This window comes from Nonomuraea sp. B12E4 (genome assembly GCF_039871825.1).
GTDB lineage: Bacteria > Actinomycetota > Actinomycetes > Streptosporangiales > Streptosporangiaceae > Nonomuraea.
In genome coordinates this window covers 132,525-144,675 of the sequence record NZ_JBDPME010000005.1, presented here as the reverse complement: position 1 = coordinate 144,675, position 12,151 = coordinate 132,525, and the positions used below count along the sequence as shown (strand labels likewise).

11 protein-coding genes are annotated in these 12,151 nt (G+C 71.6%); 2 read left to right on the top strand and 9 right to left on the bottom strand.

The genetic code is table 11. The features are described from left to right. Position 1 precedes the first annotated feature (1 nt). From entS to ABGB18_RS14315, 5 genes are all read right to left on the bottom strand, one after another. Positions 2-1,255 carry an enterobactin transporter EntS gene (gene entS / locus ABGB18_RS14335; protein WP_347695964.1) on the bottom strand — a complete coding sequence of 418 codons (1,254 nt, stop codon included), beginning with the start codon at positions 1,253-1,255 and terminating at the stop codon, positions 2-4. Between the two features lie 242 nt (positions 1,256-1,497). After that, positions 1,498-2,790, bottom strand: coding sequence for a PHB depolymerase family esterase (locus ABGB18_RS14330; protein WP_347695963.1), 1,293 nt, complete (start codon positions 2,788-2,790; stop codon positions 1,498-1,500). Positions 2,791-2,950: 160 nt separating this feature from the next. Beyond that, a complete protein-coding gene (locus ABGB18_RS14325; RefSeq protein ID WP_347695962.1) occupies positions 2,951-3,085 on the bottom strand; it encodes a hypothetical protein in 135 nt (44 codons plus the stop codon). A 334-nt stretch (positions 3,086-3,419) separates the two neighbouring features. After that, a complete protein-coding gene (locus ABGB18_RS14320) occupies positions 3,420-4,532 on the bottom strand; it encodes a thioester reductase domain-containing protein (RefSeq protein ID WP_347695961.1) in 1,113 nt (370 codons plus the stop codon). A 327-nt stretch (positions 4,533-4,859) separates the two neighbouring features. Continuing rightward, positions 4,860-6,653 (bottom strand): APC family permease, encoded by a 1,794-nt coding sequence (locus ABGB18_RS14315; RefSeq protein ID WP_347695960.1) that lies wholly within the window; start codon positions 6,651-6,653, stop codon positions 4,860-4,862. Between the two features lie 350 nt (positions 6,654-7,003). Between ABGB18_RS14315 and ABGB18_RS14310 the strand changes: the two genes are divergently transcribed. Continuing rightward, a complete protein-coding gene (locus ABGB18_RS14310; RefSeq protein ID WP_347695959.1) occupies positions 7,004-7,462 on the top strand; it encodes a GNAT family N-acetyltransferase in 459 nt (152 codons plus the stop codon). Between the two features lie 71 nt (positions 7,463-7,533). Here the strand turns inward: ABGB18_RS14310 and ABGB18_RS14305 are convergent, their stop codons facing one another. After that, positions 7,534-7,713, bottom strand: coding sequence for a hypothetical protein (locus ABGB18_RS14305; protein WP_347695958.1), 180 nt, complete (start codon positions 7,711-7,713; stop codon positions 7,534-7,536). A 200-nt stretch (positions 7,714-7,913) separates the two neighbouring features. Next, positions 7,914-8,708 carry a sporulation protein gene (locus ABGB18_RS14300; RefSeq protein WP_347695957.1) on the bottom strand — a complete coding sequence of 265 codons (795 nt, stop codon included), beginning with the start codon at positions 8,706-8,708 and terminating at the stop codon, positions 7,914-7,916. A 254-nt stretch (positions 8,709-8,962) separates the two neighbouring features. On the opposite strand from ABGB18_RS14300, the gene ABGB18_RS14295 reads away from it, so the two are divergent. Next, positions 8,963-9,271, top strand: coding sequence for a hypothetical protein (locus tag ABGB18_RS14295; protein WP_347695956.1), 309 nt, complete (start codon positions 8,963-8,965; stop codon positions 9,269-9,271). On the opposite strand, the gene ABGB18_RS14290 is transcribed toward ABGB18_RS14295, so the two are convergent. Together ABGB18_RS14290 and ABGB18_RS14285 are read right to left on the bottom strand one after the other, a co-directional pair. Further along, positions 9,237-9,974: an IclR family transcriptional regulator gene (locus ABGB18_RS14290; RefSeq protein ID WP_347695955.1), complete on the bottom strand. Its 738-nt coding sequence runs from the start codon at positions 9,972-9,974 to the stop codon at positions 9,237-9,239. The genes ABGB18_RS14295 and ABGB18_RS14290 overlap by 35 nt on opposite strands. Continuing rightward, positions 9,917-11,932: an exo-alpha-sialidase gene (locus tag ABGB18_RS14285; protein ID WP_347695954.1), complete on the bottom strand. Its 2,016-nt coding sequence runs from the start codon at positions 11,930-11,932 to the stop codon at positions 9,917-9,919. Before ABGB18_RS14285 ends, ABGB18_RS14290 begins: the two co-directional genes overlap by 58 nt. Positions 11,933-12,151 lie beyond the last annotated feature (219 nt).

The window sequence follows — 12,151 nt, the reverse complement described above, 5'->3', positions numbered from 1 at the left end:
GCTATCGCGGGGCGGGGTCGGTGAGCGGGCGGGCGCGCCTGAGTTCCGGTACGGCGACGGTGAGCAGGGCCACCCCCGCCAGGCAGGCCAGGCCGCCCGCGACCACCGCCCCCGCCGGGGACGACACCCTGGCCAGCCCGCCGGCGATCAGGTTGCCCACCGCCGGGCCCACCGTGGCCTCGGCCAGCCACAGGCTGCTCACCCGCCCGAGCAGGTGGTCGGGGGTGTTGCCCTGGAGCAGCGCCCCGGCCAGCACCTCCGAGATCACCTGGCCGACGCCCGAGGCCGCCAGGAAGACCAGCCCCAGCCAGAGCTCCCCGCTCAGCCCGAAGCACACCATCGCCAGGCCCCACAGCGCGACGGCCCCGGTCAGCCAGTGCCCCGGCCAGCGTACCCCGGACACCCAGCCGCTGGTCAGCACCGTGAGCAGCGCGCCCGTCGCGGGCGCGCTGTAGAGCAGCCCCAGCACCGCCGCGTCGCCCTCGAACCGCCCGGCGACCAGCTCGGGGAAGACGGCGTACGGCATGGCGAACAGCGTCCCGCTGAGGTCGAGCAGGATCAGGCCGGAGATCAGCCGGTTGCGCAGGGCGTGGCGGGCCCCGTCCGCGAGAGCCCGCAAGGGGTGCCGTTCGGCCGCCTCCTCGTCCTGTGCCGGGGGCAGCGGCCGGACGCGGCAGAACAGCACGATCGTGGCGGCCGTGGTGAGCGTGGTGAGCCCGAAGCACGCCGCGAGCCCTGGACCGGCGATCAGCAGGCCGCCCAGCGACGGGCCGGCCACGGTGCCGAGCTGCGTGGTGATGGAGGTGAGCGCCTCGGCGGCGGCCAGCCGTTCCCGGCCCACCAGTGCGGGGGTGACCGCCATCAACGCGGTCTCGCTGAGCCCGTCGGCCAGCCCGATGAGGGCCGCGCAGGCGTACAGGGCCCAGAGGTCCGGCTCGGGCAGCAGCGCGTTGAGTCCCAGGCCCGCGAAGCCCGCGGCGGCGAGCGCGCGTGACCAGATGACGAGCCGCCGCCTGTCCAGCCGGTCGGCGAGCACGCCGCCGGCCAGCGTCCCGGCCAGCAGCGGCCCGCCGAGCGCCAGGCTCACCAGGGCCACGTGGAGGGACGAGCCGGTCAGCTCGAAGACCTGTACGGCCAGGGCGACCCCGGTCACGCCGACGCCCAGGAGGGAGACCAGGCGGGCGACGAAGGCGAACCTGAAGTCGCGGCTGGCGCGAAGCGGGGCGACGTCGACGACGAGCTGTCCCAGGCGCATGAACGGCCTTCCAGAAGATCCTATTTAGGCAAGGCTCACCTAAATTACCTGGAGACCGTTCATGACGCCAGCGTGCCGCCGCACGACCGGAGACCCCTGACCGACCGCCGCCCGCACAACGACCCGGCCACGCGGCCGCCCCCCGGCCCAGGCGGCGATCCGGCCGCCTCCCCGATGGCGGCCCGACCGCTTCTGCCGGGTGCCCGCGCGGCGGGGGCGACCGGCCGCCGCGCGGGCGGGTGTCAGGCCACCGTGCAGGCGGTCCCGTTGAGCGAGAAGGCCGAGGGCCGTCCGGTGCCGCCCGTGTGGGTGGCCTGGAACCCGAAGGACGCCGAGGCCCCGGGGGCGATGGAGCCGTTGTGGGCGGCGTTCGTGGCGGTGACCTGGCCGCTGGCCGGCGCGACGGAGGCGTTCCAGGCGGACGCCACCGTTTGCCCCGCCGGCAGCGCGAACGCCAGGCGCCAGCCGGAGACCGGCGCGGTGCCCGTGTTGGTGATCGAGACGGCGGCGGTGAAGCCCGTGTTCCAGGTGTTCATCGTGTACGTCACCCGGCACGGGCCGGTGGCCGTCGGCGTGATGGTCGGGGTCGTGGTGGGAGTGCCCGTGGGCCCGCCGGTGTTCAGGCCGAAGAAGCGGATCGCCTCGGCGGCCATGCCGCCCCTGGGCAGGTCGTGGCCCGCGCCCTGGATGCTGATCGCCTCCACCGGAGCCATGCCGCCGGTGCCGCCGTAGCGCGTACGCGTGTAACTCGCCTGCGGCGTGTCGGTGAGGCTGGGGGTCTGGCTCAGGCCGTGGACGTTGGTCCACTGCTTGATCTGCTCCTGGAAGTTCGGGTACCGCAGCGTGCTGTCCTGGGTGCCGTGCCAGATCTGCATCCGGGGCCGGGCGCCGCTGTATCCGGGATAGGCCGCGCGCACCGCGTCACCCCACTGCTGCGGCGTCCTGCTGATCTGGCCGTTGGCGCAGGCGCTGTTCCAGCTCGATCCGTCGGTGGTGGCGAAGCAGCCGAACGGCACGCCCATGAACGCCGCCCCCGCCTTGAACACGTCGGGGTAGTCGCCGAGCAGGACGTTGGTCATCATCGCGCCCGAGGACACGCCGGTGACGAACGTGCGGTCGGGGTCGCCGCCGTAGCGCTGGTGGACGTACCTGACCATCGACATGATGCCGACCGGGTCGCTGCCACCGTCGCGCCGCAGCGCCTGCGGCGAGGAGACGTCGAAGCAGGCGCCGCTCCTGGTGGCCGACGGGTAGACGAGGATGAACTTGTACCGGTCGGCCAGGGAGGCGAACTCGGTGCCGGAATGGAGGGCGGGGCCGGAGCCGGTGCAGTAGTGCACGGCGAGCACGACTGGCGGCCGGCTTCCGGCGTTGTCGGGGACGTACAGGTGCATCCGCAGGTTGGTCGGGTTGGTGCCGAAGCCGGTGACCTCGGTCAGCTGGGCCGATGACGCGGGCGTGGCCACGGCCAGGCCCACGGCGGCCAGCACGGCCGAGCTGATCAGGACTCCCGCCATCCGAACTCGCACGCTCATTCAAGACCTCCGCTTCGCCGAAACATTGCGATAGTCGAGCGAAAGTTTCAAGCGTGCAACCGTCGCCGGGAGACCGGCCGCCCGGGGACGCCGTGACGTGCGGAAACGGCCTCCATGACGGAGAAAGTTTCATGCGCGTCCAGCGGCCGAACCCCCCGAATCACCAGGTGACGGGCAGCTGCTCGTCCACCTGGTATTCCGGCCGGACCGGGTTGGGGGTGTCGCCGACGCCGGTGACGGCGTGATCGACGTGCAGGGTGTGCCATCCGCCGCAGCGCGTTCCGCTCGGCGTCATACGGCCGGAGCACCGCATGGGCGGGCTCCTGCCCCTCGGCGACCATCTCGGGGTCGTCGAGATAGGTCTACACGTCCGCGGGCTGTCCGGGAAGCGCCGCGGCCGGGACTGTCAGCCGGCCGAGCACGCCCACGACGACGGCCAGGACGGCGGCCGACCGGCCCCTTGCTTCCCCGAGAGACATGCCGCGCTCCCTGCCCGAGGGGAAGATCTCTCTTTAGTTTTGATGCTGTCCCAACAAAGGTCAACAAGAAGAGCCACCGACCCTGTCGTTTTCTGTGGGGACGGGCACCGCGGCAAGCTCAGGCCGACACGGCGCCGCCGGGCCGGTGCGTCATCCTCGGTGGTAGGTGGCAGGCAGGAAGCCGGTCGCGGTCAGGTGCCGCACGTATTTGCCGAGGAGAGGCACGTCCACCGGCGGGTGGTGCAGCCCCAGGCGGCGCAGGGTGGCGGTGGTGCGGGGTGCCCGGAACAGCGGCCTGCCGCCCATGACGCGGTCGGCGATGATCGGCAGCAGCCGCACCATCGGGTCGCAGTCGGGCTGCTCACCCAGCCGCTGGAGGGTCATGGCCCACTCGGTCGCCGGCAGGACCCGGACGGGCCAGCCGACGTGGTTGAGGGCTGTCGCGACGTCCGTCATCCGGGTCGGCCAGGGGTGGCAGATGTGCGCGATCGGCTCGGAGCCCGCCGGGGCGGCCGTCAGCGCGAGGACGGCGTCGGCGGCGAAGTCCACCGGAGTCAGGTTCACCAGGGCGTCCGGGAGGACACCGGTGCTGAGCGCCGAGCGTACGAGGAGCCAGAGGTCGTCGCCGTCGGACTGGCAGGCGCCCGTCCTGCTGTCGCCGGCGACGCGGTCGAGCCGCAGGACGGCGGCCGGCAGTCCGTCCCTGCGGGCCTGCAGCACGAGGGACTCGGCCGCGCGCTTGGTCCGCCCGTAGCCGGAGGTGTCCTCGTAGCAGTCCAGCGCCGGCGTGTCCTCGTCGACCACGCCGCGCGCCCGGCCGAACACCTCCGACGTGGAGATGAACCGCACGGCGGCCCCACCCTGCCGGGCCAGGCGCAGGATCTCCCTGGTGCCGGCCACGTTGGCGGCCTCCAGCATGCGGGCGGGCATCACGAGGTTGACCCGCGCCGCCGCGTGGATCACGGTGGTGACGCTCCGGGCCAGGTCGTCGAACCGCTCCGGGGACAACCCCAGGCCGGCGGCCGCCAGGTCACCGGCCACCGGCACGACCCTCGCCTGATCCGGCAGGTCGAGCCCGTAGGCGATCTGGGCCGATCGGATGCGCTCCATGGCCTCCGGCTCGGTCATACTGCGAACGAGGCAGTGCACCCGCACCGCCGAGCTCTCCAGGAGCCTCCGCAGCAGGAACGCTCCGACGAAACCGGTCGCGCCGGTGAGCAGAATGTCCGAGTCCGCGACGGCTGCCCGCCCGTTTGCCGTCACAGAATGTGACTGATTCACGACGTCAAGTTACCACGAGCATACTCGGCCCTTGAAGAGCCTTTATCAAGATGAACACCGCTACCTGGGCGTTCGCCGCCACGCCCGCTTTCCAGACCCGACCGTCCACGCCGAAAACGGTTACAGAAAGTAATTAGCTCCGCGCCGGGCGGCATCTCCATTGGCCGGCCCGCTCCGGACGGCCTGCCGCGCGCCCGGGTCGGCGCGGTGGTCCCCCTGGCCATCGCGGCACTCCTGGCCATCGCGGCACTCCTGGCAGCCCGGCCGTGGCAGCGCGCCCAGCCGCGACAACCGGGCGGGCACGGCACGTCAACTGAGGCGGAAGCGCATCCGGCACACCACCGCGTCCGTACGCCGCCGAAGGGCCCTGGCCAGCACCGCCCCGCGCTGGTTCTGCAGCAGCCGCTGCCAGGCGTGGTCGGGTTCGATCTCCGCGATGAGCACGAACACGTGCGGTTCGGGCACCTGGGCGAGATACCTGAGCAGCGGCTCGTCCAGCCGCCGGTGCTCGTCGGAGAGCCGCACCAGCTCCACGCCCGGGTCCCAGCGCTCCCAGTCCGCCATGAACGTTCGCGCCTCCTCCTCGTCGTCGGGGTGGGTGACGTTGACGGCGACCACCCGGTCCCCCAGCGAGAGCGCCGCCGACAGCGCGTCCCGGGTCAGCCGGGTGACCGTGTGCACGGGCACCACCACCAGCGAGCGCCGGGGCCGGGGCGGTGGCGGAGTCCGGCCCAGCTCCAGCCGCGCGCCGATCCGCGCGTACGAGCGGTTGACCCACTCCATGCCCGCCACCAGCAGCGGCAGGGTGACCACGATCAGCCAGCCGCCCTCGCCGAACTTCGAAACCGTCACCACGATCGCCGCCAGGAAGGTCAGCATCGCACCGAACCCGTTCAGCGCCGTACGCCGGCGCCACCCCTCGGGCCGGTCCATCAGCCAGTGCCGGACCATGCCCGTCTGCGACAGGGTGAACCCGACGAACACCCCGATCGCGAACAGCGGCACCAGCAGGTTCATCTGACCCCTGGCCACGACCAGCAGCAGGCCGCCGGCGACGGCCAGGAACGCGATGCCGTACCGGTGGACCTGCCGGTCCGCGCGCAGGGCGAACAGGTGCGGCAGGTTGTTGTCCCTGGCCAGCAGCCGGGCCAGCACCGGCAGCCCGCCGAAGGAGGTGTTCGCGGCCAGTGCCAGCAGCACCACGGTGGCGAACTGCACCACGTAGAAGAGCGCCCCGTCTCCCAGCGACGCCCGCGTCACCTGTGCCAGCACGGTCACGCCGTCGGCGGGGGCGATGCCGAACTTCTCGATCAACGCGGCGATGCCCAGCAACATGACCGCCAGCAGGCCGCCCAGGGCCAGCTCGGCGCGCTGCGCCCGGCGTACCCGGGGCTTTCTGAACGACGGGACGGCGTTGGCGATCGCCTCGACCCCCGTCAGCGAGGCGCACCCGTTCGCGAACGCCTTCAGCACCAGCAGCACCCCGACCGTCTGCAGGCCGTCCACCTGTTGCCGGACATCGACGGCGGGCTCGCCGCGTACCAGCCCGGCCACGATGACCAGCAGGATCGCGCCCACGTAGATCACGGTCGGGGCGACGAACGCGCGGGCGCTGTGCGCGATCCCGCGCAGGTTGACCGCCGTCACCAGGGCGAGCACCACAAGGCACAGCTCCACCGTGTACGGCAGCAGCTCGGGGAAGGCCGAGGTGAGAGCCGCGACCCCGGCGGCCACCGAGACGGCGACGTTGAGCACGTAGTCGACGATCAGCGCGGCACCGGCGACCAGGCCGGCCCGGCGGCCCAGGTGGGTCTTGGCCACTCCGTACGCGCCGCCGCCCGCCGGGAAGGCCGCGATGACCTGCCGGTAGGACAGGGTCAGCACGCCCAGCAGGAGCGCGATGGTGAGCGTGACCGGGATCGTGAACCCCAGCCCCGCGCCGCCCGCCAGCGCCAGCACGAGCACGATCGCCTCGGGCCCGTACGCGACCGACGCCATCGCGTCCAGCGACAACGCGGCCAGCCCGCCGACGACCGACAGGCGATACCTGTCGCCGGTATCAGGGGGCTCCTTGGCGCGGGCAGGGGTCTTGACAATGGACATTCCGGGATGCTCCTGAATAGGGGTTTTCGCCCCCATCCTGCGCACACCCAAGTCCCACGAGTGCCGCTCTATACGCGTTTCCAACACGAATTCCGTCAATAGCTACACAAAACAGACGGAACCCTTGATACGGGCCGAGCGGACGATGGTTTCCGGGCGCCCGTCGCGGCGCCGGGCCGACACGTTGCCGGCCGAGGCGTTGCCGGGCCGGCCTGTTGCCGTCAGCCGGCGCCCCGTCGTCCGGCGCGCCGGCGTACGTGCGGCGCCGCCTCCGGCGACCCCTGCGATCAGCCCGTTTCAGTGAACCGCTACGATCAACCACCCCACCCGCACATCCACCCAGGGGAGCCATGACGCCATCGACCGAACACGAGCTGCGCCCCGCCACCCCCGCCGACTACGACGCCATAGCCGCCGTCCTCAATGACTGGTGGGGCCGTCCGGTCCTGCCTTCACTGCCCAGGCTCTTCCTCGACCACTTCCACCGGACGAGCCTGATCGCCGAAGGTGTGACCGGAATGTCCGGCTTTCTCATCGGCTTCATGTCCCCGTCCGAACCCGACGAGGCGTACATCCACTTCGTCGGTGTCTCTCCCGAGGCCAGGGCCGGCGGCCTCGCCAGGACGATGTACGAGCACTTCTTCGACATCGCCCGCCACCACGACCGGCACGTCGTGAAGGCCATCACCGCACCGGTCAACACGGCCTCCCAAGCCTTCCACCGCCGCCTGGGATTCACGGTCAGCGACCCCGTCCCGGACTACAACGGCCCTGGAACGAGCCTGGTCACCTTCGCCCGAGCCCTCTGACCGGCGGAGAAGCCGGGTCTGGACGCGAGTTGGGCGGGCCAGGGCACTTCATGGCGCCCATGGGGTCGCCCTCACCCCTTCTCGGCCGACACCGGAGGCACCGGGTCTTTGCCGAAGACCCACGGCGCGAAGACGACCATCCACCCATCGGGATCGGCGAACGCCACGGCTCCCCGTTCGGCCCAGTACGCATTGTCCAAAGTGGCCGGCGGATGCCCCAGGCCGGTCAGGCGCCCGGCGACGGCCGCCACCGCGTCGGGACCTCAGACCTAGGTCCAGCCCACCAGACATCCACAAAACCGACCCCACCTCAGCGTCCACAGCGCCCAAAGACGACCACCACCCCACCGCAACAACAACCGCGACCACCACGACGGCAACAGGGGCGGCGGCCACGGCAGGCACCGGCGGCGAGTGTTCCAAGGCGGAGGCGACGACAGCGGTTTGGGGGTCAGGTGCGGGGTCGGCGGTGGTGGTCACCGCGGGCGTGATGGACCAGCCTGGCCAGCCAGCGGTCGATTTCGCTCTGCCAGTCCGTACGCAGCGCCTCCTCATGGCTCATCCGGAAGCGCTCCCCGCCGGAACGCCGGCCCGCCGTCACCCCCGCCCCCAGCAGCAGGTCCAGCCCCGACGCGCTCGGGACGAACGCCAGCTCGATCGCGTGCACCACGCCCGCATGATGGCTGGGCGGATAGAACTCGATCTGCTGGTGGAACGGGAGTTCCTGCTGTACGCGGCCCAGCGGACCAGCCCTCAGGCCGGCGGACTTGAACGGGAAGCCGAGCTGGGCGAACGCCTGCAGCACGCGTAACTGCGAGGGCACCGGCCGGACCGCCACCATGGCCAGGTCGCCCCGGCCGACGGTCGTGTCGATCGTCACCTGGGCCTGGACGACCAGGGCCAGACCGGTCAGATGCCGGCCGCCGATCTCGCTGAGCGGCGTCTCCCACGGCACCTCCACCCGGAACTCGATCGCCCGATCCGCGCCCTGGCGAAGGACGGCCGGGCCCGCGATCTGGGCCTGTGAGAACTCCTCGATCCCGGCCCGGTCTCCCGCCTCCCTCGGGGGCCTCAGCCGGACGGCCAGCCTGAGGCCGACACGCTCGATCTCGGTGTCGAAGTCACCGCCGCGCAGCCGCACCTCACCGGAGAGGGTGCCGCCTGGCTGCGTCCAGGTCCTGGCCAGAAGGGTGGCTACCGAGGGGGCACCGGCCCCGAAGGCACTGCACATCCGTATGAAGACCACGGTCGATCTCCCCGAGTCAATCGATCGAGCCACTCACCGGCCTGAACGATCGAGAGGGAAGCCGGGTTCCGACGGTGAGCGATTTGTCACCCTACGGAGCCGGCGCGTGACGACCGGCGGCCCTCCCACGCGTTCGATCCGCTCATTGGTCACCACGCTTGGCAGGCCCATCTACCAGCACTTTTCCACATCGTGGGTATATGCTCACAACGTAAGCCAGCTTTACCGCGGGGCTTACGCGATGGGACGGGAACATGTCAGACGTCGGAACTCTGGCCAATACCGCGGTGGCCGTCGTGGGTGTCGTGGTTCTGATCGTCAGGCTCAGGTTCAACCCCGTGGTCGCCCTGGTGGCCGGCGCGGGCTACCTCGGGATCACCGCCGGGATCGGGGTGGCGAAGACCGCGGCGACGATCATCACGGGTTTCGGCGACATCATGGCCGACATCGGCTTGCTGGTCGCGTCCAGGGTGCCCGCTCCACGGCCACCCCCTTCGAGTGGGCCGCCGGCCGCCGAGGCGCCGCGGCTCAGCTCGGGTAGCGCCCGCCCAGTGTCCTGGTGATCCGCTCGGCGTGCTCGACCAGCGGGTCCACCCAGAACAGGCACTGCTCGTACGGCATGCGCAAGCTCGGCCCCATGATCATCACCGCGCCCACCAGGTCGGCCGCCGCGTCGAACACGGGTGCCGCCAGCCCCGACGCCCCGTCCACCCGCTCGCCCACGCTGATCGCGTATCCCTCGGCCCGGGTGCGTACGATCAGCCTGCGCAGCTCGCCGGGATCGGTGACGGTCTGCTGGGTGAGCTGCGGGAGCGTTCCATGCAGCACGTCCTCGGCCAGCTCCGGGTCCCAGGCCAGCAGCACCCGGCCGGCCGAACCGACGGCGACGGGCGCGATCTTGCCCACGTGCATGTCGCGCCGCAGGGCGTGATACGTCTCCGCCACCGCGACGCACACCCGGTGCGCCCCCTCGGCGCGGAAGAAGCACGCGGTCTCTCCCGTCTTGTCCCGCAACTCCTTCAGCACCGGATTGACCACGGACAGCACGTCGAGGTCCTTGACCGCCGCGGCGGCCCAGTAGGCCATCCGCGCCCCGATCCGGACCTGGTCGCCCGCTCTGTCCAGGAATCCGTGCGCGACCATGTTCGCCACCAGCCGCTGCAGCGTGGACGTCGGCAACCCGGTCGCCTCCCGCAGCTCCCGCAACGTCACCGACGGCTCGGCGAGCGTGAAGGAGTTGAGTATCTCGGCGACTTTCCCCAGCACGAGCACCGGTTGCCTGGACCCGCCCCGGTCGTTACTCCCCACCCCACGACCTTACGAGACCGCTCGGGTGAGGCGTCGAGGCGGGGTTGCGTGTGAGCCCGATCGCCCGCCGTCACGGCGGCGGACCAGCTCCGGGAACCAGGCCGGACGGCCCAGTCAGGCGATGTACGGAAGCTGCTCCCGGCCGCCGTGGCGGCCGCGGGTTCGCGGGGCACCGGCACGGGAGGTCCGCCGCGCTGGAGTGTCGTCGGCGCGGGGGTGGCGGCGTAGAGCTCCAGTTCGTTCAGCATGCTGCAGCGCCGGCCCAGTCCGGGGCCGCAGTCGCCGGTCGGGCCGAGGACGATCTTGACGTGGCGGCCCCGGGTGCCCGGTGGCAGGGGCGTGTACCGCATCGCGTAGTCCACCCGGTCCGCCACGGTGACGATGGGTTTGCCCCAGTTCTTGCCGTTCCGGGAGACGTACACCTCGGCGTCGGCGGCGTGCCCGGGACGCAGGCTCAGGCCGACGTCGGTGAAGGTCTGCTCGGACTCGAAGTGGACGACATAGGTGCCGCGACCACGGGCGACGGCACTGGACCAATAGCCGGTGCTGCCGTCGTAGGCGCCGCCGGGGCGGGCTCGCGGGTGCGCCGCGGCCGACCAGGTCATGTTCGTGCTGACCGTCAGCTCGCCGCGTTCGGCCTTCGCCGCCAGGTCGATCCGGCCCGGGTCCGGGGGGACGACGTGGAAGCGGCGGCGCTTGATCGCGTACCAGCCGCCGTGCTCGAAGGTGTGGCCGGCCGGGCACGCCGTCTCATTCAGCGTGCCGTCCGGCCACTTGCCCGGGAGCTTGCAGTTGTCGAAGACCTGAACCAGCCGATGGGAGCCGATGGCGGCGATGCCGGTGTAACCGGACGAGCCGCGCTTGTCGAAGACGCCGTCGCGGTTGTGGTAGGTCACCCGGGGCAGTCCCCAGGAGTCGCCGCGGCCGTCGAGGGAGACGGTCATCCAGTTGTCCGGGCGGCCGGCGCTGAGGACCAGGACGCCGTCGGGCATCAGCAGCAGCCTCGGCGCGACCCCGCGGACGGCGCAGTCCTGCCCCGGCAGCCGCAGGAAGTCCACCGGCGACCAGGTCGCGCCGTCGTCGGTCGAGCGGCTGTGGTGCAGCGTGGAGTAGGGGCCGCCGTCGCGCCGCAGCACGGCCAGCAGGCTGCCGTCGGCCACCTGCTCGACGGCCGCCTCGTTGTAGGTGAAACCGTCGCTCGGCTCGGCGATCACACCGCGCCTGGCGAACGTCCGGCCGCCGTCGCGGCTGGCGTACAGCTCGGCCTTGAAGGCGGCGGTGGGGCCGTAGGGGTTGTAGGCGGTCACCAGGATCGTGCCGTCGAGCAACTGGATCGGCATGCCGTGCGCGACGCCGAGGCCGGCCAGCTCGTCCGGGGTGGTGAAGGTGGCCGTCGATCGTGTCCAGGTCTCCCCCGCGTCGGTCGAGGTGAGCACGCCGAGCCGGCTGGTGTGCCCGTCCACCTGCGTCAGGTAGTAGCGGGTGGCGAACAGGCGCCCGTCGAGCAACTGGAGCGGAGCCTCGCGCAGGGGCGCGGCCCGGGGGACGCCGAAGGTCTCGCCGTCGTCGGCGGAGACGGCCAGCTCGCCGGTGTGCTCCATCACCTCATCGACGTTCGTGGACCAGGTGGCGATCACCTTCCTGGCCGCGTTGCCGTTCCTGTCCACCAGGTCGATCGCCGCCACGCCGGGGAACCCGGCGAACCTGGCGCGCTGCTCCAGCGTGGGCTCGGCGGCGGCCGGCGCGGGGACGGGCTGGATCCAGGCGATCGGATCGAGCAGCGCCGCGTCGACGAAGTCGTCCGGGATCCCGCAGTACTCCAGGGGTACGATGCGGTTCGCGTGGGCGACGCCGTACGGGGCGGCGAGTGAGAGCAGGAATGCGGCGAGGAGCACGAACAGGACAGCCACGGTCACGCCCGCTTCTCTCAGCCGCGCGAAGGAGAAGTGTGCTTGACCATGTCGGCGGTATCCCTTGCGCTTTCGTCGAGCCGCCAGGCGAAGTGCCCGGCGGATAAGGCATGACACTAGATGAGGTGTCGGCCGATTCCGTGGATTTGCGGGCGGGTGGGCGCCGTGTCGCCGCCGGGCGAACCGGCCGGTCAGCGCGGGGAACGAGTCGGCGTCCAGCCGCGT